Origin of the sequence: Pseudomonas sp. Irchel s3a12, assembly GCF_900187485.1 — a bacterium.
GTDB classification, from domain to species: domain Bacteria; phylum Pseudomonadota; class Gammaproteobacteria; order Pseudomonadales; family Pseudomonadaceae; genus Aquipseudomonas; species Aquipseudomonas neuropathica.
Window position 1 is genome coordinate 297381 of sequence record NZ_FYDN01000004.1, and the last position, 21166, is coordinate 318546.

Sequence of the window (21166 nt, forward strand, 5' to 3'; positions counted from 1 at the left end):
TTTGAACGGATTATCACGTTATTGCACGATTCATATAATAAAAAAAGAAACTTTAATAAGGGCATGGAATATGACGCTTCGCCTCTTTTTCCATAGTGATGACCTCAAGGCCAATGTGGAAGTCCTCGACTGCACGCCCCAAGAGAACGAATTCGCCGTGGTCTTGCGCGCCACGCTGTTTCACCCGCAGGGCGGTGGTCAGCCGTGTGATACTGGCTGGATCGGCGAAAGCCAGGTACTGCGTGTAGTGCAGGAACCGGACCGGATCATTCATTTTGTCGACCGACCGGTAAAGCTCGGCATGACCTGCATCCGCATCGACGAACAGCGCCGCCAATTCAATACACGCATGCATTCGGCCGGGCACCTGATCGGGCATTTCGTCCAGGCGCTGGGCTGGATGCCGATCAAAGCCCATCACTGGCCGGATGAAGGCCGAGTGCAATTCAAACCCGGCGACACCGCGCAGGAAGTCGATGCAGAGACCGTTCAACACGGGATCGACCAGTGGATCGAGCACGACCTGCCCCGCCTGACCTCGCTACGCGAAGGTGCGCGGGAAATCGGTTTTGGTGAACTGCCCGCCTATGGCTGCGGTGGCACCCACGTACGCAGCCTGAAGGATCTGGGCACAGTCACGATCGCGTCCCTTTCGCAGAAGAAAGGCACGTTATCCGTCCACTACAACGTGGATTGAGCATTTCGGGCGCTGCTTCAGGCAGCGCCCGACGCCGGGGAACCGCATTCGCAGGTTCCGTTGACTATCGATAGATGGACCTAAAAAAATGATGCTAGACGTCGAGCGTCTCGATGAGACGTGCATAAAAAAACTGGCCAACGAAGAAGTCCTCGCCATCCGCGTCAAAGGCTTTTTGCCTGAGCCGCTGGCCATTCAGATTGGCGACAAGATTCTCGCTCCAGGCTTCGAGGGTTACATCAACGCACCGAGTATCGGCCGCATCGGCATGGCGTTTTACGAGGCGGAAAACCAGCCGCTGCTGATTGAGGACTACTTCGAACGCGCCACCAGCAACATCGCTGAACTGCGCAATCGCTGCGCGCCCTACTCCTCACCGATCGACACCTTGCGCTGCATGCTCGACGAATCCTGGCCGGCCGGCGCGCACCTGGAAAACCTCTACGGCCGGAAAATGTATGTCGGCCTTTCGCGCGTGGTGAAGCCCGGGGTGTGCTTCCTCGCCCATCACGACATCTTCGCCAAGGACGCTCCGGACAGTTTCCAGGCCCGCAGCCTGGAGGCGCAGTTCGCCTGCAATGTCTACCTGAACATGCCGACCGAGGGCGGTGCGTTGCAGATGTGGGACGACGACATCACCCCGGATCAATTCGACGAGATGCGCGGTGACAGTTACGGCATCGAACCGGCACTGCTCGGCCCACCCGCGCTGGAAGTCCGACCGCAACCCGGCGATTTCATCATGTTCAATTCGCGGCGCATGCACTCGGTGACCCCGGGCGTGGCCGATCCGCGTTTGAGCCTTTCCTTTTTTGTCGGCTATCGCGGCAATGCTTCACCCCTGACCTATTGGAGCTGAGATGTATTCGAATTATCTGGGCGAGTTTCTGGCGCTGGCAACCATTCACTTTCTGGCTGTGGTTGCTCCCGGCCCGGACTTCGCAGTCACCATTCGCCAAAGCGTACGGTTCGGCCGATTGGTAGGGATCTGCACGGCGCTGGGTATCGGCGCGGGGATTTCCGTGCACGTGCTCTACACGTTGTTGGGTGTCGGGGCATTGATGCACACCACCCCGTGGTTGCTGACCGTCGCCAAGGTGATTGGCGGTGCCTATATCCTGTATCTGGGCGTCAGCCTGTTGCGCAGCAAACCCAAATCGGCCGTTGAAGGTGAAAAAGCTGCGGATGAACCCGTGGTCGAACAAACCCTGTTCAAAGCTTTCAGCACCGGTTTTCTGACCAATGCAACCAACCCCAAGGCCACGCTGTTTTTCCTGGCCATCTTCACCACGATCATCAGCGCCAGCACGCCCCTGCAGATCCAGGCCTTTTACGGGCTGTGGATGTGCTTTGTGAATGCGCTGTGGTTTGTCGTGGTCGCGCTGTTCTTCTCAAGCAATCGGGTTCGCCTGCTGTTCATGCGCATGGGCCATTGGTTCGAGCGCACCATGGGCGTGGTGCTTATTCTGTTTGCTGGCCGACTGATGCTGTCCTGGTAAGCAGACGCAAAACGCAAAAAGGCCCGCCGAATCGCTTCGGCGGGCCTTTTTCTTTATGACAGATGACACAACCACAAATCGCGCGCATACAAAAACGCCGCTCTGTTGAGCGGCGTTTTTGTGAATATGGAGCGGGAAACGAGACTCGAACTCGCGACCCCGACCTTGGCAAGGTCGTGCTCTACCAACTGAGCTATTCCCGCAATGGCGTCCCCTAGGGGACTCGAACCCCTGTTACCGCCGTGAAAGGGCGGTGTCCTAGGCCACTAGACGAAGGGGACACAGACTACAACTTTCACTAATAAAAACGCCGCTCACTGAGCGGCGTTTTTAGAATTTGGAGCGGGAAACGAGACTCGAACTCGCGACCCCGACCTTGGCAAGGTCGTGCTCTACCAACTGAGCTATTCCCGCAAATGGCGTCCCCTAGGGGACTCGAACCCCTGTTACCGCCGTGAAAGGGCGGTGTCCTAGGCCACTAGACGAAGGGGACACGCTACCCGGAACACATGGTGTGTGTTTCGGTGTCCAGATCCGTATCCGAAGACTTGGTTCTGGTTTCACTCAGCACCGCCCGAAAGCGCTACTGTTTAAAATTGGAGCGGGAAACGAGACTCGAACTCGCGACCCCGACCTTGGCAAGGTCGTGCTCTACCAACTGAGCTATTCCCGCATTGGCGTCCCCTAGGGGACTCGAACCCCTGTTACCGCCGTGAAAGGGCGGTGTCCTAGGCCACTAGACGAAGGGGACACACTACAACATTCACTCCCTGCCGCGCTTCGCTGTGTGCTTTACGCTGCAAGTGGCGCGCATTCTATGGATGGATTGAGAGGTCGTCAACCCCCTGATATAAATTTATTTAAATCAATGACTTCGACGACCTTTACGGCGGCAATCAGGCTTTTCCGTCGCCCGACGATTGACGCCTATATTCCGCCACTCGCCAAGACGCTATAGTCCACCCACAGTGATGGCAATCTGCACTCGCAGCGCCAGCATTCATATAAGCAGCGTGCGGCCGATACAGATTGAACCTGCCGATCCAACTCGTCGAGCGGCGCTAGGCGACTAAATGCCCAGCCACTACACTCGCATGCGAACCCTATAAAGAGGTCTTACCGGTGACACCACTCATGATCACCCTGCTAGTCGTAGCCGGGATCGCAATTCTGATCGCCATTGGCTACATGAACCATGTGGTGGAAAACAACAAACTGGAGAAGGCCCGCACCAAGGTCGAACTCAACGACCGCCTGCGCCGTTGCGGCGAACTGACCGAAACCTTCCCCGGCCAGTTCATGACCCCGGCGCTCAAGCTGCTGCTGACCCGTCTGGAACTGAACGTCTGCCAGCGCCTGCTGAACCTGGAAAAAACCAGCGCCACCACCAAAGCACGCATCACCGAACTGAGCGCCCTGGTCGCCCAAGGCGAATCGATCCCGGTCAACAACCCACCGGCACCGATCCTGACCGAAGCCAAAGCCAAAGACGTGCGCTTCCTGCTCGAAGCCCTCCACGGCCAGATCACCCGCGCCGCCCACGATGGTTTCCTGCCACCGAATGAAGCCAAACACTGGATCCGCGAAGTCCGCCACATTCTGGTGCTGCTGCACATCGAATTCTTCAACAACCTCGGCCAACAGTCCCTGCAACAAAACCAGCCCGGCCAGGCCCGCCTCGCCTTCGAACGCGGCGTGCAATACCTGCGCAAACAGCAGGATCCGCAGATGTACGCAGAACAACTGCAATACCTGGAAAAACTCCTGGCCCGCGCGAACGCCCAGGTCATGGACAAGATTGCACCGGTTGAAGGTGAAGAGAACCAACTGACCGCCGGCCTCAAAGATGTCGAGGCCGATGCGGACTGGAAGAAGAAAGTGATTTACGACTGAATGCAGAGGTTGAAAGAGAAGCCACCGAGAGGTGGCTTTTTTGTGGGCTCGCGGGAGTGAACCTGATAGATACCCGGTGGACGTGAGGCCGTCATCGCGAGCAGGCTCACTCCTACATTGGGACTGAGTACATCCGATAGCGGATTGGTCGGCTGTCAGGCCGCCTTCGCGAGCAGGCTCGCTCCCACAGAAAAGCAAAAGCAACGCCCACCTCACAACCGCATCTGCTTCTCACCACTCAACAGGATGAGCGTTAGCTCGGCTGCCGCTCTTGATCTTGATCTGAAAGCCCGTCGGCAGGCTGAGTGGAGGGATTGATCCGGGGGTGGGAGCGCAGCGACCGTTCGACGAAGTCGAACACATCGAGAGGAGGTGCAGCGAAGCAAACCGTAGGCGATGCCCCCGGAGCGATCCCGGAGCGAAGGAACCCCGAGCCCCAGCGAGCGGGCCGAACGTCAGGGCGAAGACCTTTTGGTTACTTTTGGGGCGTTTGCCAAAAGTGACCCGCCGTAAGGGCGGAACCCTAATCAGCAACACCCGCAGCAACGGATATCCCCCCAAAACCCCAAGAACCTGGTCGGCCCAAAGGCCGCCAAGCGTCAAAGCGTCAAAGCGTCAAAGCGTCAAAGCCGAAAATGCCCAACCATCCCGCGCAACTCACTCCCCAACTGCGCCAACTCAACACTCGAAGCCGCATTCCCACGCATCGCAATCGACGACTGATCCGCACTCGCACGAATACTCGTCACACTGCGATTGATCTCCTCCGCCACCGAACTCTGCTCCTCCGCCGCCGCCGCAATCTGCTGATTCATCTGCTGAATCAACGACACCGCCGCCGCAATACTCCCCAGCGCACTCTCGGTCTGCAACGCATCACTCACCGCCAGCTTCACCAACTCGCCGCTGCTCTGAATCTGCTGCACCGACGAATGCGCCGCCAAGCGCAAAGCACTGACCAGCCGTTCAATCTCCTCAGTCGATTGCTGCGTGCGCCGAGCCAGCGCGCGCACCTCATCGGCCACCACCGCAAAGCCCCTGCCCTGCTCCCCGGCCCGCGCCGCCTCGATGGCGGCATTCAGCGCCAATAGATTGGTCTGTTCGGCAACACTCTTGATCACCCCGAGTACCGTGCCGATATTCTGGATTTCAGCACTGAGGCTTTCGATGCTCGAACTGGCCGAAGTCGCCGAATCAGCAAGTTGCTCGATGCGCGCCATACTCTGGCGCACCACCTGCTGCCCACTCTCGACTTTGTCATCCGCCGTTTGCGCCGCCCGCGCCGCTTCTTCGGCGTTGCGTGCAACGTCGTGAACGGTGGCGGTCATCTGGTTCATCGCCGTGGCAACCTGCTCGGTTTCTTCCTTCTGACTGCTGACCTCAAGGTTGGTCTGCTCGGTGACCGTCGACAACGATTGCGCTGAACTGGCCAATTGCTCAATCCCCGCCTGCAAACCACTGACGATGGTGCTCAGACCCGCGCCCATCTGTTGCATCGCCAGCATCAACTGGCCGATCTCGTCGCGACGGGTCACTGCCACGGTCGCACTCAAGTCGCCGGCGGCAATCTGCTGCGCGACCTGAATCACACTGCGCAATGGCGCGACGATAAGTCGGGTGATCAGCCACGCGGCGAGTAATCCCACCAGCAATGCCAGCGCCGATGAGCCGATGATCAGCAGCGAGTTTTTCTTCAGTTCTGCCTGCATCGCGCCGTCTTCAGCGACATACGCCTGATTCACCCGCTCAACCACTTGGTCGGCACGCTGGTGCAATTGCTCGTAGACGGTTTTTTCCTGCGCGAGCAACCCGGTGTATTCGGCCAATTTGTCGTTGAAACCGGCGATGTGCCCGGACACTTCATTGAGCACGGTCAGGTAGCCCTCGTCCTTGACCGTAGTTTTCAATTCTTCGGCCTGCGCCTGCGCCTGCGCGGCCTGTTCGATATTGCCCTTGCCGGCACTGTCGGCATCGCCCTTGCGGCTTTGATCGAGGCGAATCCGCGCTTCATTCATCGCTTGCAGCATCAACCGCGAAACCTGGCTGACCTGACTGGCCTGCTCGATGAACTGCGCGCCATCCTTGCCCTCGGTGTCCTTCAAGGTATAAGCACCGTCGTCGGCAAGCCCGGCCTGCAATACGTCGAGGTTGTTGGCCACACTGGACACCGACCAACTGGCCATTTCCAGCGCCAGGTCCTTGGCCTGAGTCAACGAGACAAACTCGTCGAACGCCTTACGATAAGCGCCCAGCGACTGCTGCACATCATTCATTACCGGCCCATTCGCCGCTGACTGCGTCTTGAGTTGATCAGCCAGAGCAACCAGTTCGTCGACGCCCTTACGCAGGGCATCGGCCGTCTTCGGATCGCCCCGCAAGGCATATTCCTGCTCGAGCAGGCGCACCTTGAGCAAACCACTGTTGAGCGAAGACATCTGTTTCAGCCCGTCGAAATGCTGACTGATGGTTTGCAGGGACCAAACGCCGATGGCCGCCACCAGCGCGGTCAGAAGCAAAACCAGCACAAACCCGATACCCAGTTTTTTCGCCATACCGAGGTTGGCAAAACGTCCTTGCATGGCCGAAATCATTGCGCGTAGTCCCCTGCCATTGTCAGTAGAGCGAAGAGTCGCAACGGCCATGAAGCAGCACAAGTCTCTGGCGTCGGAATAATGGCAAAAAGCTACGCTTGCGTCGTTTTCAGAACACTTGAGGTCGATCCGAACCGGTGTTGCGAAAAAACTGCCGGGCGCGTGGATCACAAGCATAGGCGACGTTGATGCGCAGCCAGTCGCCCGACTCGCCACTGGGGCTGAACGCCTCAGACGCTGAGAGCAATACGCCGCAGCGTTGAGCCTGCCGACGCACCCGAACCTGATCGGCCATGCGCGAGCGGGCCCAGATGAACAAGCCACCCGCAGGCTTGCCGAAAACCTCCCAATCGGCGTCCTCCAGCGCCTGCAATGCGGCCGCGCGATCGGCATTCAGGCGTTGACGCTGGCGCTGCACCAGTTTGCGGTAAGCGCCGCTGACCATCAGGCTGGCCAGCACCGCTTCGGTAAACCTTGACGCCCCCAGACCGCTGATCATCTTGACCTGCGCCAGCCGTCTGACCATGTCGCTGTCGGCAAAAACGAAACCGACCCGCAACGAGCTGCTCAGCGTCTTGGAAAAACTGCCCACGTAAAGGACTCGCCCCTCATTATCCAGAGCCGCCAGGCGCGTGCCGTTGCCGGTGTGCAAGTCTGCGTAGACATCGTCTTCGATCACGCGCAAATCATAGGTCTTGCTCAGTTGCAGGATGCGTTGCGCTACGCTCGGCGACAGGCAACTGCCGGTGGGGTTGTGATGATGGCTGTTGATGAATAACGCGCCGGGGCGAAACTGTTGTAGCAAAGTCTCCAGCGCGTCGATATCCGGCCCGTTCGGGGTGCGACGCACCTCGAGCATGTGCACGCCGTGCATCCGCAGGAGATCGAACAACGGCGCGTAACCGGGCGTCTCGACCACCACACAGTCTCCAGCCTTGAACAAGGTGCGCACGATCAGATCAAGCGCATGGCTGGCGCCGCAGGTACTCAGCAACTGCGCACTGCGGGCCTCGATACCGAACAGTTTCAGGCGCTTGGCGATTTGCTCGCGCAACGCTGGAAGCCCCAAGGGCGTGCTGTAGTTGAACAGGCTGGCCATGTCGGTGCGCGCCACCTCGCGCAGCGCATAGCTGAGGTCGTCAGGCTCGCGCCAGCTTTGCGGCAGGCTACCGGCACCAAGCTTCAAGCCACCTGCTGTATCGCACACGGCATCGCACCAGGCAAACCGGCCCTCGAATGGCGCCAGTTCGTCCTCTGCGCCGGGTGTCGATGGCGAGGCGGCGACAACGAAACCGGTGCCTTGGCATGAGTTCAGAACGCCCTGCGATACCAACCGTTCACACGCCTCGACCACGCACGACTGGCTGAGCAGATTGCCCCGGGCGATTTGCCGCACGGACGGCAAACGGGTGGCCGGCGGTACGCCACTTTGCAGGATCCACTCGGTCAGTCCGTCAACAATCTGCTGCACGACCGGCACCATTGCCTGTCGATCAATTCTCAATTCCATGAGCAAGCAAACTCCTGTCCGTTTTGCTGGCGGCAGTAAATCACAGCCGCGCCGGACAGGCTGTGCGACAACGCCGCCAAAAGCGACCGTTCTAACCGTTTGATACACATTGTTTAAGAGGCTTCACGGAACTGACCGCTGCCCACAAAAAAGCCCGCAACGAATGCGGGCTGTTGTTCTTGGGCGTGATTCAGAAAGCGGTGACGCCGCCATCCACTGCCAGCGAGTGGCCGGTGGTGAATGCCGCACCGTCGCTGCACAGGTACAACACGGCACTGGCGATTTCCTCGACTTTGCCGATGCGCCCGACCGGGTGCATGGCGTTGGCGAACTCACCCTTCTTCGGGTCGGCCTCGTAAGCACGGCGGAACATGTCGGTATCGATCACCGCCGGACACACAGCGTTGACACGGATTTTCTTCTTCGCGTATTCGATGGCCGCCGATTTGGTCAGACCGATCACCGCATGCTTGGACGCCGCGTAGATGCTCATCTTCGGCGCCGCGCCCAGTCCCGCTACCGAGGCGGTGTTGACGATCGCCCCGCCGCCCTGCGCCAGCAACAGCGGCAGTTGATACTTCATGCACAGCCAGACGCCTTTGACGTTGACGCCCATGATCGCGTCGAATTCATCCATCGAGCCGTCGGCCAGTTTGCCTTTTTCGATTTCGATGCCGGCATTGTTGAAGGCATAGTCGAGACGGCCGTAGGTGTTGATGACCTCGTCCATCAGATTTTTCACTTCGCTTTCGACGGTCACGTTGCAGCGCACGAAGGTCGCTTCGCCGCCGGCTGTACGAATCAGCGCCACCGTGCCCTCGCCCCCTGCCGCGTCCAGGTCGGCGACCACCACTTTCAGGCCTTCGGCGGCGAACGCCTGGGCGGTCGCACGGCCGATGCCGTTGGCCGCGCCAGTGACTACAGCAACCTGACCGGAAAACGTCATGCTCATTGTTATGTCCTCGAAGGGATAGATGCAGGGGATGTATGGAATGGCAGCATAGCCATTGGGGTCTGCCGTGCGTCAGCACTATCCAATGGCTGTTTATGTGACCATGCGTCGCAGTGATAGAACCATCCCGGTGATCATCACTGCACTGGATCGGCGTGCATTCGCCGCATCAGCCAACCTTGCGCCAATGCCGGCGAAGGTCTATCAACAAGGCTTCATTCCGTTCGAGTGCCTGCCATGTCCAACCACACCAATCGCCAGTTCCTGCTCGCCAAACGCCCGGTGGGTGCGGCTACCCGCGAGACCTTCACCTATCAGGAAGTACCGGTCGGCGAACCGGCGGCGGGCCAGATTCTGGTCAAGAACGAATACCTGTCCCTCGATCCGGCGATGCGTGGCTGGATGAACGAGGGCAAGTCCTACATCCCGCCGGTCGGTATCGGTGAAGTCATGCGCGCGCTGGGCGTAGGCAAAGTCATTGCTTCGAACAACCCTGGCTTTGCGGTCGGGGACTACGTCAACGGCGCCATTGGCGTGCAGGATTATTTCCTCGGCGAGCCAAGAGGTTTCTACAAAGTCGATCCGAAACTGGCACCGCTGCCGGTGTACCTGTCAGCGCTGGGCATGACCGGCATGACCGCCTACTTCGCCCTGCTGGATGTCGGCGCACCGAAGGCCGGCGACACCGTGGTGTTGTCCGGTGCAGCGGGCGCAGTGGGCAGCATCGCCGGGCAGATTGCCAAGCTCAAAGGCTGCCGCGTGGTTGGCATTGCCGGCGGCGCCGACAAGTGCAAATTCCTTATTGATGAGTTGGGTTTTGACGGTGCCATCGACTACAAGTCCGAAGATGTCGTGGCCGGGCTTAAACGCGAATGCCCGAAAGGCGTCGATGTGTATTTCGATAACGTTGGCGGCGACATCCTCGATGCGGTGTTGAGCCGTTTGAACATGAAGGCGCGGGTGGTTATCTGCGGCGCGATCAGCCAGTACAACAACAAGGAAGCGGTCAAAGGCCCGGCCAACTACCTGTCGTTGCTGGTCAACCGTGCGCGGATGGAAGGTTTTGTGGTGATGGATTACGCGGCGCAATACGCCAGCGCCGCGCAGGAAATGGCCGGCTGGATGGCCAAGGGGCAGCTCAAGAGCAAGGAAGATATCGTCGAAGGGCTGGAGACCTTCCCGGAAACGCTGATGAAATTGTTCAGCGGTGAGAACTTCGGCAAGTTGGTGCTGAAAATCTAAAACCACCACAAAACAAATGTAGGAGTGAGCCTGCTCGCGATAGCGGTGTGTCAGTCAACATTAACGTTGTTTGACACACCGCTATCGCGAGCAGGCTCACTCCTACAGGGTTTTGCGGTGCCTGATCAGGCGATTTCGGCGACAACCGAAGCCAGTGCCTTGGCCGGATCCGCCGCCTGGCTGATCGGACGGCCAATCACCAGATAATCGGAACCGGCATCCAGCGCCTGACGCGGAGTCAGAATGCGGCGCTGATCGTCCTGCGCGCTGCCGGCCGGACGAATTCCCGGGGTCACCAGTTGCAGCGAAGGGTGCGCAGTTTTCAGTGCCGAGGCTTCCAGCGCCGAGCACACCAGACCGTCCATGCCAGCCTTTTCGGCCAGCGCGGCCAGACGCAGCACTTGCTCTTGCGGCTCGATATCCAGACCGATACCAGCCAGGTCTTCACGCTCCATGCTGGTCAGCACGGTCACGCCGATCAGCAACGGCTGCGGGCCGCTGCGTTTATCCAGCTCTTCACGGCAAGCGGCCATCATGCGCATACCACCGGAGCAATGCACGTTGACCATCCACACGCCCATCTCGGCAGCGGCTTTCACGGCCATCGCGGTGGTGTTGGGAATGTCGTGGAATTTCAGGTCGAGGAATACTTCAAAACCCTTGTCACGTAGGGTGCCGACAATTTCGGCGGCGCAACTGGTGAACAGTTCCTTGCCCACTTTGACCCGGCACAGTTTCGGGTCCAACTGGTCGGCCAGCTTCAGTGCGGCGTCACGGGTAGGGAAATCCAGGGCGACGATGATAGGAGTCTGGCAGGCGGACATGAATGGGCTCTCAGGCAGGTCGAAATCGGCGCGCATTGTAGCGGAACCGGCGGCAGCGCGGCACCCGATGATCGGTAAATCGTCGCGCTGGCCGTGATCAGCATAGCGCTCGCTGCTATTGTGTCGACTCCGATACACAACCGACACGCCAGCAACAAGCACCCGCGCTAGCCTCGCCAGCCGCAATACGTCCTTACATCAGCACTTCCCGCCTCACGGCCGGACGCCTATGCTGAAACCACAACCTCGCAGCCCATCTTTTGTGGTTGGCGGCCTACTGGCAGATGAACAGCCTCATGCACAACACCCAAATGACCGCGACGGATGAGCCTAAAGACGACAAGCGCTGGAGCATTCGCGCGCTGATCGTCGATGATGACGTGCCGATCCGCGAGCTGATGATTGACTACCTCGCGCGTTTCAATATCCACGCCAGCGGCGTCACCGACGGCGCGGCGATGCGTCAAGCGATGCAGGCCGAACATTTCGACGTTGTCGTGCTGGATCTGATGCTGCCCGGCGAAGACGGCTTGTCGCTATGCCGCTGGCTGCGCGCTGAATCGGACATCCCGATCCTGATGCTCACCGCACGTTGCGAACCGACCGACCGCATCATCGGCCTGGAACTGGGCGCCGATGACTATATGGCCAAACCGTTCGAGCCACGCGAACTGGTCGCGCGCATTCAAACCATTCTGCGCCGGGTGCGCGACGATCGAACCGAACAGCGCGCGAACATTCGTTTCGACAACTGGCGTCTGAACAGCGTCCTGCGCCAGTTGATCGCCGACGATGGTCTGGTGGTGCCGCTGTCCAACGCCGAATTCCGCCTGCTGTGGGTGTTTATCGAACGTCCGCGTCGGGTACTCAGCCGCGAGCAACTGCTCGATGCGGCCCGGGGTCGCTCGATCGAAGCCTTCGACCGCAGCATCGACCTGCTGGTCTCGCGTCTGCGGCAGAAACTCGGCGACGACCCGAAAGCACCGCAGTTGATCAAAACCGTGCGCGGTGAGGGTTACCTGTTCGACGCGCGAGACATCGGCTGATGCGGGCGCGCTTCGACACGCTGTTCGGGCGCCTGTTTGGCGTGCTGTTCGTGGCGATTGTCCTGGCGCACCTGCTGGCGTTCGCCTGGTTCCGCCTCTACGGGCCACCGCCGCCCCCGCCGCCACCGGAGTTCTCCCAAGGCGCCGAAGGGCAACCGATGGCACATGATCCGCGCTACCCGCCACGGCCACCGCGTCCGTGGTTCGGTGGCCCGGTGGTGCCGCTGACCTTTCAGTTCATCACGCTGATGATCGCGGCCTGGTACGGCGCCAAACTGCTCAGTCGCCCGATCCAGCGCCTGAGCGACGCCGCCGAACGTCTCAGCGAAGACCTCGACAGCCCGCCACTCGACGAGTCCGGCCCGCGGGAATCGCGACAAGCCGCCTACACCTTCAACCTGATGCAGCAACGCATTCGCGAACAGGTGCAACAGCGCGCACGGATGCTGGGCGCGGTCTCACATGACCTGCGCACACCGCTGTCACGCTTGAAACTGCGCCTGGAGAACATCAGCGATGAAAAGCTGCAAGGCCAGATGCGCCAAGACCTCGACGACATGATCGGCATGCTCGACGCCACCCTCACCTATCTGCACGAACAGCGCACCAGCGAAGCCTTGCAGTTGATGGATGTGCAGGCGCTGGTCGAATCGCTGTGCGAAAACGCTCAGGACCAAGGTGCCGACGTGCAGGTCAGCGGCCATTGCGCACCTCTGCCGGTGCAGCCGATGGCGCTGCGTTCGTGCCTCAACAACCTCATGGACAATGCCCTGCGTTATGCCGGCCAGGCACGCATCGAATTGCAGGATCAACGCGAGCAACTGCTGATCCGCGTGATCGACCACGGCCCGGGGATTGCCGAGGACAAGCGTGAAGCGGTGTTTGAACCGTTTTATCGCCTGGAAGGCTCGCGTAATCGCAACTCCGGCGGTGTGGGGCTGGGTATGACGATTGCCCGCGAAGCGGCCCAGCGCCTGGGTGGTCAGCTCAACCTCGAAGAAACCCCCGGCGGCGGCCTTACCGCCATCATTCGCCTGCCGCGCACCTGAGAACACCACCGCCCCCCTGTGGGAGCGAGCCTGCTCGCGAAGGCGTCAGTTGATCCAGTATCTCCTTTGAATGTACCGCCCTCTTCGCGAGCAGGCTCGCTCCCACAGGGTTCGGGGGTGTTCATTGCATCGTGTGTACTCACCGGTACAAACCCCACATACCCCCGACAACTTGCGCCCCGACGCTGCATAAGCCGGTACACCCACCGGTTTTCCATTCCAGGGAGTGAGTCCGATGATCGGTAGCGTCAGCAACTACACGAGCTATACCAGCACCAGCAGTACCTCCACGCAAAACGCCCGTAGCCAGCAACTGCAAAAAGAACTGTTCGCCAAACTCGACAGCAACGGCGACGGCGCGGTGGATCAGGACGAACTGAAAAGCGCCCTGTCGCAGAAGAACGACGACGGTCTGCTGGTCAACCTGAGTAAACAATTCGGTGATCTGGACAGCGACGCCAGCGGCAGCCTCAGCGCCGAAGAAATGACCGCCATGGCGCCCCCGCCACCGCCACACGATCAAGCACCGGACACCGACCTCGCCGACGCCCTGATCAGCGCCCTCGACAGCGACGGTGACGGCGCCATCAGCAGCGACGAACTGAGCAGCGGCCTGACCAGCGCCGGCAGCACTGCCGACAGCAACGAAATCTTCTCCGCCCTGGACAAGAACAAGGACGGCACCGTCAGCCAGGACGAACTCACCGCCAGCCTGACACCGCCACCTCCACCGCCGCCACACATCAACAGCGACGAACTGTTCAGCCAACTTGATGCGGATGGCGACGGTAGCGTGACCGCGACAGAACTCGGCAGCGCACTGCAAGCCAGCGACAGCGCGACTTCAACCACCAGCACTGACACCAGTGCCGCGCTGCTCAAGGTTCTCGATAGCGACAGCAGCGGCGGTGTAAGCAGCGACGAGCTGAAAGCGGCTTTACAGGCAGGGCGAGAACGGCCGGATGAAGAACAGACCGCTTCTACCCAGAGCACCACCGAAGCCCTGAACCGCATGATTGCCAATCTGAGCAAACAGTACTCGCTGGAGAAAACGGCGTCGGTGGGCAAGTATTTGAATGTGGCGACTTGAGTCGAAGACACTATTTGCCGCGGACAATCAAAAGCCCCTCACCCTAGCCCTCTCCCAGAGGGAGAGGGGACTGACCGAGGTGTTTGGGAGAGGCACGCCGACGTGCGATACCGCGTCGAACTGAGGCTTTGAAAAGCACACATTTCGGCCCCCTCTCCCTCGGGAGAGGGCTGGGGTGAGGGGCAGCTACAACGCAAATCAAACGCCGAACACTCCACGCTCTTCACCACTCAACAGGATGAGCGTTAGCTCGGCTGCTGCTCTTGATCTTGATCCACCAGCGACGTCGGAAGGCTGAGTGGAGGGATTGATCCGGGCGTGGGAGCGCAGCGACGGTTTGGCGCAGCCAAACACAGCGAGAGGAGGTGCAGCGAAGCAAACCGTAGGCGCTGCGCCCGGATCGATCCCGCAGCGAAGGAACCCCGAGCCCCAGCGAGCGGGCCGCACGTAGGAGCAAGCCTTTTTGGTTACTTTTCGCTGGGCCGGCATTCCGGCGTCTGGAAAAAGTGACCCGCCGTAAGGGCGGAACCTTAATCAGCAACACCCGCAGCAACGGATATGCCCACAAAAATCAGCGCCGCTCCTCAACCCGCCCCTGACTCTTGCTCCAATCCGTCAACAAACTATAAGCCACCGCCAACAACGTAGGCCCGATAAACAACCCGATAAACCCAAACGCAATCAACCCGCCAAACACCCCAAGCAACACAATCACCAACGGCAAATTCCCCCCGCGGCTGATCAAATACGGCTTGAGCACGTTGTCCACGCCACTGATGATGAACGTCCCCCAGATCCCGAGAAACACCGCCATCCCGTACTCACCCTTCCACGCCAGCCAGGCCGTCGCCGGCACCCACACCAACGGCGGCCCCATCGGAATCAGACTCAACAGGAAGGTGACAATCCCGAGCACCAGCGCCCCCGGCACCCCGGCAATCAAAAACCCGATCAACGCCAGAACCGCCTGCGCCGCCGCCGTGCCGATCACCCCGTTGACCACCCGCTGCACCGTACCCGCCACCAACTCGATGTAATACCCGGCACGATCCCCGATCAAGCGCTCCAGCAGACTGTGCACAAACGCCGCCAGTCGCGGCCCGTCACGATAGAAAAAGAACACAAAGACAATGCTCAACGTCAGCTCGAGAATCCCGCCACCAATCTGCGCACTGCGCGCCAGCAGCCAGTTACCGACCTGCCCCAGATAAGGTTTGATCGACACCATCAGCGCGGCGCCCTGCTGATCGATGCTGTTCCACAGCCCGACCAGGCGCTCGCCCACAAACGGCAAAGTCCCCAGCCACACCGGCGCTTCCGGCAGACCGTCGACCTGCACATCCTTGATGAACGCCGTGGCATCACGCACATGATCCCCCACGTTGAACCCCAGCCAGACCAGCGGCGCGGCCACCAGCAGCATCCAGCCCAGCGTCAGAATCCCCGCAGCCAGCGACTCACGGCCATTAAGCCAGCGGGTCAACAGACGCATCAGCGGCCAACTGGCGAATGCCAGCACCGCGCCCCAGAACAGGGCCGACCAGAACGGCGCCATCACCCAGAGGCTGGCACCAAACAACACCAGCAGCAGGATCTGCACCAGCAGGCGATCGTTATTGAGCATGTAAGGTCTCGAAAAAGTCAGTCAGGCAAAGAGTAGGCGAACACGCAGTTCGTGCTCGCCCGAAACAGCTTAACGCAACAGATCGATGCGCAGGCCAGAGCCTTCGACACTGCCGGTCTCCATGCGTGCCGCCCGCACGCCCTGATTGATCAGAGCCTGTCGCCAGGCCTCGGCTTTCGGCCCGGACACCGTCACGCGCAACGTCGTATCGAGATTAAGGCCACGGGAAATCAGGCGTAGCCATGTATAGTCCGGGTCATTCACGCGATCAGGAAAATCCAGCTCACCGGTGCTTTTCAACTGACGCAACAGGGTCGCCGAGGTCGGCAGCAGCTCACCCAACGGTGCAGCCGCCTCGAACTGTTCGACATGCAGATAGGCTTTGCGGTTGCCGCGCGTGATGCTGTAAAGCGCCACCAGCGTGTTGTCACGCGGTGCGGCCAGTCTCAACAACAGATACGCCTGTTGTTCGTCAGCACCGTACAACTTGGCGTTGCCGAACACCTCGTTGGCCCACAGGCTGCTTTCGCCGCAATCACGCGCCTGACACCAGAACAGCAATTCGGCGTCCTGCTTTTGCAGGGCTTCACGAGCGGCGGTAAAAGCTTCGGTGGCGGAGTGTTCGGGGGGTAACTCGTAGGTCACCGAAGTGGTCTGGCCACGGGCGGTGACCTGGCCGTCGAAACGCAACTGCCCGCTGATCTTGCGGATCGAACCCAGCGGATAGATCCGCTCAAGCTCCACAGGCGGGCGGTAGTCGACGATCTGTGCATCGGCCAGACGCGGCACGATCTGCAGATCCTGACTGCCCGGCACATCGGCGGCGAACGAAACAGTACTGAAACAGCACAGTGCCAACAGACTGAGTGACCGCATAGTCAGGCTCATCGGATCGGCATGACTGGGTAATTCGAGGTCGCAGCGGTATAGAAATCCATCGTAGTTGTCTCCCATTTCAACCCGCCCAGCCTCGACAGTTGCCCGCAGCAAGTCAAGGAATGGCGAAGAACCGATTGAAACAGTCTGCGACAAGGATCGCCCCGGCCTCATCGTTCAGGTGCAAATGGTGCCCGCCCGCCAACTGTTCCCGGCTAAAGGGTAGACGCTCCAGCAGCTCCGGATGTTTGGCCAGCATGCCGTCAGCCGCGACCACTAGCTGCGCCGGACAACTGACCCGCAGCGCGAAAGCCATTGCCTGTTCCTGGGTCAGACGCAGCGGCGATGGCAGGGTCAGGCGATTGTCGGTGCGCCAGGTGTAACCGCCGGGCACCGGCATCAAACCGCGCTGGGCCAACAATTCAGCCGCCTCACGGCTGACCGCCACCAGACCTTTCATGCGCGCTTCGATGGCACGGTCGAGGGTGCTGTAAACCGGTTTGCGCTTCTCGCGCAGATCCAGTTGCGCTTGCAGGGCCATGCCCATGCGCTCGGCGGCGTTTTCGCCTTTGTCTGTAGGAGGAATGACGCCGTCGATCAGCGCCAGATGGCTGATGCGTTCCGGCAGCGACCCCGCCAGCACCATGGAAACGATGGCACCCATCGAATGCCCAAGCAGGCCGAAACGCTTCCACCCCAGTTGTTCGGCGACTTGCAGCACGTCATGGGCGTAATCCCACAGCGCATAGCCGGGGCCGTTCGGCCGATGCCCGGAATGACCGTGCCCGGCCATGTCCAACGCAATGATGCGCAAGCCTTTGAGTTTGGGCGCCAATCGGGCAAAGCTGTTGGCATTGTCGAGCCAGCCATGCAGTGCAATCACCGGCAGACCGTCCTCGGGGCCGAACAAATGCGCGGCCAGCTCGATATGCGGCAGGCTCAGGCGCACTTCTTCGAAGGTCGGGCTCATGCGCAATCCTTGTCCTGACGGTTTTCCCAGCGAGTAAACAGATTCTTCAATAGTCGTGCGGTGTCCTGTGGCCGCTCAAGCGGGAACATGTGGCCGCCAGGCATGCTCAGCGCCTCGCCCTGGGCCAGACGCGAAACGAAACGGGTGTGATGACGCATGACCACGCGACTCTTGTGCCCGCGCACCACCGCCAGCGGTACCTGTAATTGGCGGGTACGACCAGGGCTGGTATGCGGCACGCCACGATAGATGCTGATTTCGGTCGCCGGATCGAAGCGCAGGCGCAGCTTGTCGCCGACCTGGTGCAAACCATGTTGCAGGTAGGCATCGAAGCATTCCGGATCGAAACCACGGAACAGTGTCTTGCCAGCAAAATAGCTGCGCGCACTGTCGAGGTCGGCGAACTCTTCCCGCCGGCCCAGGGTGCGGCCGGCCGGGGTCAGTCTGTCGATGAAGCCAAAGCGCTTGGCCGCGCGAATCACCCATTGATCAGTGCGGGTCAGCACCGGCGAATCGAGCATCACCACGCCGCGATACAGCTCAGGGCAACGCAGCGCCGCGTGCAAATGCAGTACGCCGCCGAACGAATGGCCGACGCCCCACACCGGCTGATCCTGCTGCTGCAAATGGTGGATCAACTCGTCGACGAGGTTGTACCAATTGTCATCCGCCGGGAAACGCGGGTCATGGGCATGCTGCTCCAGATGCGCAACCCGGTACTCGGGCGCCAGCGCCGCGAACAATTTGCCATAGGTGCCCGAGGGAAACCCGTTGGCGTGGGCGAAAAAGATTGGTTGCGACATACGGGCAAATCCATGAGCGGGAAACGTGGCGTTGATTGTCCGTAAGACCGCGCCTTACAGCAATGACCGTAACTGCCAGGAATGATGACAGTCCGGTCAGCGTGATGGTGTGTCAGGGAGATCGCTTCCCCCTCACCCCAGCCCTCCCGAAACGTCGGACCGCCCCCAAGGGGGCGAGGGGAAAGGGAGCAGATTTGCATGAGTTTCAAAACCTGAGTTCGGCTCGATAACTCAGGTCGGCGCAACTCGAACATCCAGCCCGGTCAGTCCCCTCTCCCTCTGGGAGAGGGTTAGGGTGAGGGTGGCTGCTCACCCAGCGGTACCACCGCCATGGTCAACCGCGACACACAACTGGCCTTGCCTTCATCGCTGGTCAAACGGATATCCCACACATGAGTCGTGCGACCGATGTGAATCGGCTTAGCCACCGCCGTCACCCGCCCACTGCGCAAGCCGCGCAGATGGTTGGCGTTGATCTCAAGTCCCACGCAGTAAAACTTGCTGGCATCGATGCACAGATAGCTGGCCATCGAACCGACGGTTTCCGCCAGTACCACCGAGGCGCCGCCGTGCAACAAACCGTAGGGCTGATGGGTACGATGGTCGATGACCATGCTCGCGGTCAGCGATTCTTCGTCGAACGCTTCGAAGCGGATGTCCAGCACTTCGCCGATGGTGTTCTTCTGGATTGCGTTCAACTGCTCGATGTTCGGAGTGGTACGCCACAAGCTCATCGCAGACTTCCTTTATTGTTTTAGTGGTCGCTCAATCCTGCCACAGCACCGCCTCGCTGCGCTCGCTCCATTCTTCGAAACGCGCGCCATAGGTGTCTTCGATGACGTTGCGCTTGATCTTCAGGGTTGGCGTGAGGAAGCCGTTTTCCACCGCCCAACTGTCCTTGACCACCACCAACCGGCGCAGGCGTTCATGCTTGTCGAGTACGGCGTTGACCTCCTCCAAGAGTTTTTCCAGGCTCGAGTGCAGGCTCGCCCGGCCCTCTTCCTGATTGACCGTGGACAGCACACACAAACCCAGCGGCGCACTCAGGCCATCACCGACCACACACACCTGTTCGATCCGCGAATGCACGGCCAAGCGATTTTCGATCGGTGCCGGGGCAACATATTTGCCCTTGCTGGTCTTGAAGATCTCCTTGAGTCGGCCAGTCAGGCGCAGGCGCCCTTCAGCATCCTGTTCGCCCTTGTCACCGGTGCGCAGAAAGCCGTCCTCGGTCAACGTTTCGGCGGTTTTCTGCGGTTCCTTGAAATAGCCGAGCATGTTCGCCTGACTGCGCACCTGCACCTCGCCCGACTCATCGATGCGTACTTCGACATCCGGGCACGGCTTGCCGATCCAACCCTGCTTGTATTGCCCCGGCAGACAGATGTGCGAGTAGCCGCAACTCTCGGTCATGCCGTAGACCTCCAGCACATCCAGGCCAAGTTTCTGATACCAGGCGAGCAAGGTCTGCGGCACCGGCGCGGCGCCGGATAACGCCACGCGCAAAGCATCCAGCCCCAGGCCTGCCAGTACCTTGTGACCAACGCGCTTGCCAATGAATGGCAGGCCGAGAAGAAAATCCAGACGTTTCGCCGGGATCTTGCTGTACACGCCCATCTGGAATTTGGTCCAGATGCGCGGCACACCGAACATCGCGGTCGGCCGTGCTCGCTGCAGGTCAGTGATGAAGGTCTCAAGGCTCTCGGCGAAGAAAACCGTCTGCCCGGTGTAGATCGACGCCAGTTCCACGAACATGCGCTCGGCGACGTGGCACAGCGGCAAGTACGAGAGCAATCGATCGTTCTCGTTAAGCCCGAACAGTTGCGTGCCGCGGGTGGTGGCGAAACCGAGATTGGCAAAACTGTGCATCACGCCTTTGGGCAGGCCGGTGGTGCCGGAGGTGTAAATGATCGTCGCCAATTGCTCGGCCGCCGGACGTGGATCGTCCTGAATTGGCGAGCTGCGCTGCAAGTCCGCCCAACTGAAATCGAAATCCCCGGGCGGGTGCAGTGGCAGACTAATGGTCGGCAGATCCGCCGGCACGCCTTTGCACATGCCCGGCCAGTCGTCGAGCTTGCCGATGAAGGCCAGCGCGCTTTCCGAATGATTGAGCACTTGCGCAACGGAGTCGGCAGTGAGGTTGGGATACAACGGAACCGAGACGTGCCCGGCCATCCAGATCGCCAGGTCGGCGATGATCCAGTGCGCGCAGTTTTTCGAGATCAGGGCGATATGGCTGCCCTGCGGCAACTCCCGCGCACGCAACCAATGTGCGGCGCAGCGGGCCTGATGGCCGACATCCGCCCAGCTCAGCGTCTCGACCTGGCCGCCGCCAATGGGCTGCACGAGGAAGCGCTGGCGCGGGTGCCGGGCTTCACGTTCGTAGAACACGTCCAGCGGCAAACGGAAGGCGGCAGACATGCGACTCGCTCCTGTTTTTTGGGTCTGGAGCAAGCGTAGTCAACCAAGCAAGTGCTTGGTTGGAAAATTCACACAAATA

At 60.2% G+C, this 21166-nt stretch carries 18 protein-coding genes, 6 tRNA genes and 1 pseudogene; 8 read left to right on the forward strand and 17 right to left on the reverse strand.

The features are described 5' to 3' along the window. The first annotated feature begins 70 nt into the window (after nucleotides 1-70). The 3 genes from CKW14_RS09465 to CKW14_RS09475 all read left to right on the forward strand — a co-directional run bounded on the left by CKW14_RS09465 (nucleotide 71) and on the right by CKW14_RS09475 (nucleotide 2196). Nucleotides 71-697 (forward strand): hypothetical protein, encoded by a 627-nt coding sequence (locus CKW14_RS09465; protein ID WP_095048632.1) that lies wholly within the window; start codon nucleotides 71-73, stop codon nucleotides 695-697. 88 nt (nucleotides 698-785) lie between these two features. Then, a complete protein-coding gene (locus CKW14_RS09470; protein ID WP_095125212.1) occupies nucleotides 786-1556 on the forward strand; it encodes a 2OG-Fe(II) oxygenase in 771 nt (256 codons plus the stop codon). 1 nt (nucleotide 1557) lies between these two features. After that, the gene (locus tag CKW14_RS09475; RefSeq protein WP_095048634.1) at nucleotides 1558-2196 is read left to right on the forward strand and encodes a LysE family translocator; all 639 of its coding nucleotides are present in this window, start codon (nucleotides 1558-1560) and stop codon (nucleotides 2194-2196) included. Nucleotides 2197-2323: 127 nt separating this feature from the next. On the opposite strand, the gene CKW14_RS09480 is transcribed toward CKW14_RS09475, so the two are convergent. The 6 genes from CKW14_RS09480 to CKW14_RS09505 form a co-directional block, all read right to left on the reverse strand. Then, nucleotides 2324-2399 (reverse strand) — tRNA-Gly (locus CKW14_RS09480). Nucleotides 2400-2401: 2 nt separating this feature from the next. Next, a tRNA-Glu gene (locus CKW14_RS09485) sits at nucleotides 2402-2477 on the reverse strand. A gap of 57 nt (nucleotides 2478-2534) precedes the next feature. Next, a tRNA-Gly gene (locus tag CKW14_RS09490) sits at nucleotides 2535-2610 on the reverse strand. Between the two features lie 3 nt (nucleotides 2611-2613). Further along, a tRNA-Glu gene (locus CKW14_RS09495) sits at nucleotides 2614-2689 on the reverse strand. Nucleotides 2690-2793: 104 nt separating this feature from the next. Next, nucleotides 2794-2869: transfer RNA gene (locus CKW14_RS09500), tRNA-Gly, on the reverse strand. Nucleotides 2870-2871: 2 nt separating this feature from the next. Further along, nucleotides 2872-2947: transfer RNA gene (locus CKW14_RS09505), tRNA-Glu, on the reverse strand. A gap of 383 nt (nucleotides 2948-3330) precedes the next feature. On the opposite strand from CKW14_RS09505, the gene CKW14_RS09510 reads away from it, so the two are divergent. Further along, entirely contained in the window at nucleotides 3331-4089 is a 759-nt protein-coding gene (locus tag CKW14_RS09510; protein ID WP_176471267.1) for a hypothetical protein, read from the forward strand. A gap of 623 nt (nucleotides 4090-4712) precedes the next feature. Here the strand turns inward: CKW14_RS09510 and CKW14_RS30395 are convergent. From CKW14_RS30395 to CKW14_RS09525, 4 genes and pseudogenes are all read right to left on the reverse strand, one after another. Next, complete coding sequence (locus CKW14_RS30395) at nucleotides 4713-5594, reverse strand: methyl-accepting chemotaxis protein (protein ID WP_371857737.1); 882 nt, start codon at nucleotides 5592-5594, stop codon at nucleotides 4713-4715. Continuing rightward, nucleotides 5574-6857, reverse strand: a pseudogene (locus CKW14_RS30400) (HAMP domain-containing protein); the annotation flags it as partial. The pseudogene CKW14_RS30400 and the gene CKW14_RS30395, both read right to left, overlap by 21 nt. Beyond that, a complete protein-coding gene (locus tag CKW14_RS09520; protein ID WP_095048637.1) occupies nucleotides 6790-8190 on the reverse strand; it encodes a PLP-dependent aminotransferase family protein in 1401 nt (466 codons plus the stop codon). The pseudogene CKW14_RS30400 and the gene CKW14_RS09520, both read right to left, overlap by 68 nt. A gap of 190 nt (nucleotides 8191-8380) precedes the next feature. Beyond that, nucleotides 8381-9142 carry an SDR family oxidoreductase gene (locus CKW14_RS09525; protein WP_016983635.1) on the reverse strand — a complete coding sequence of 254 codons (762 nt, stop codon included), beginning with the start codon at nucleotides 9140-9142 and terminating at the stop codon, nucleotides 8381-8383. 237 nt (nucleotides 9143-9379) lie between these two features. Between CKW14_RS09525 and CKW14_RS09530 the strand changes: the two genes are divergently transcribed. After that, nucleotides 9380-10384, forward strand: coding sequence for an NADP-dependent oxidoreductase (locus CKW14_RS09530; RefSeq protein WP_095048639.1), 1005 nt, complete (start codon nucleotides 9380-9382; stop codon nucleotides 10382-10384). A 125-nt stretch (nucleotides 10385-10509) separates the two neighbouring features. Here CKW14_RS09530 and pyrF read toward each other — a convergent pair whose 3' ends face one another. Next, on the reverse strand, nucleotides 10510-11208 hold the full coding sequence (pyrF, locus tag CKW14_RS09535) for an orotidine-5'-phosphate decarboxylase (RefSeq protein WP_176471268.1): 699 nt from the start codon (nucleotides 11206-11208) through the stop codon (nucleotides 10510-10512). A 284-nt stretch (nucleotides 11209-11492) separates the two neighbouring features. Between pyrF and CKW14_RS09540 the strand changes: the two genes are divergently transcribed. From CKW14_RS09540 to xopAW, 3 genes are all read left to right on the forward strand, one after another. Then, on the forward strand, nucleotides 11493-12254 hold the full coding sequence (locus CKW14_RS09540; RefSeq protein WP_095048649.1) for a response regulator: 762 nt from the start codon (nucleotides 11493-11495) through the stop codon (nucleotides 12252-12254). After that, nucleotides 12254-13303: a HAMP domain-containing sensor histidine kinase gene (locus tag CKW14_RS09545; RefSeq protein ID WP_095048641.1), complete on the forward strand. Its 1050-nt coding sequence runs from the start codon at nucleotides 12254-12256 to the stop codon at nucleotides 13301-13303. Before CKW14_RS09540 ends, CKW14_RS09545 begins: the two co-directional genes overlap by 1 nt. 235 nt (nucleotides 13304-13538) lie before the next feature. Beyond that, a complete protein-coding gene (gene xopAW, locus CKW14_RS09550; protein WP_095125214.1) occupies nucleotides 13539-14393 on the forward strand; it encodes a XopAW family type III secretion system calcium-binding effector in 855 nt (284 codons plus the stop codon). A gap of 571 nt (nucleotides 14394-14964) precedes the next feature. On the opposite strand, the gene CKW14_RS09555 is transcribed toward xopAW, so the two are convergent. The 6 genes from CKW14_RS09555 to CKW14_RS09580 all read right to left on the reverse strand — a co-directional run bounded on the left by CKW14_RS09555 (nucleotide 14965) and on the right by CKW14_RS09580 (nucleotide 21087). Next, nucleotides 14965-16017, reverse strand: coding sequence for an AI-2E family transporter (locus CKW14_RS09555; protein WP_093442276.1), 1053 nt, complete (start codon nucleotides 16015-16017; stop codon nucleotides 14965-14967). A gap of 69 nt (nucleotides 16018-16086) precedes the next feature. Beyond that, nucleotides 16087-16893, reverse strand: a complete 807-nt coding sequence (locus tag CKW14_RS09560) for a DUF4892 domain-containing protein (protein ID WP_095125215.1) — start codon at nucleotides 16891-16893, stop codon at nucleotides 16087-16089. Nucleotides 16894-17008: 115 nt separating this feature from the next. Then, a complete protein-coding gene (locus tag CKW14_RS09565) occupies nucleotides 17009-17863 on the reverse strand; it encodes an alpha/beta hydrolase (RefSeq protein ID WP_095125216.1) in 855 nt (284 codons plus the stop codon). Continuing rightward, nucleotides 17860-18666, reverse strand: a complete 807-nt coding sequence (locus tag CKW14_RS09570) for an alpha/beta fold hydrolase (protein WP_095051071.1) — start codon at nucleotides 18664-18666, stop codon at nucleotides 17860-17862. Before CKW14_RS09570 ends, CKW14_RS09565 begins: the two co-directional genes overlap by 4 nt. A gap of 290 nt (nucleotides 18667-18956) precedes the next feature. Next, complete coding sequence (locus tag CKW14_RS09575; protein ID WP_095051070.1) at nucleotides 18957-19400, reverse strand: hotdog fold thioesterase; 444 nt, start codon at nucleotides 19398-19400, stop codon at nucleotides 18957-18959. A 31-nt stretch (nucleotides 19401-19431) separates the two neighbouring features. Further along, nucleotides 19432-21087: an AMP-binding protein gene (locus CKW14_RS09580; RefSeq protein ID WP_095051069.1), complete on the reverse strand. Its 1656-nt coding sequence runs from the start codon at nucleotides 21085-21087 to the stop codon at nucleotides 19432-19434. Between the last annotated feature and the right edge of the window lie 79 nt (nucleotides 21088-21166).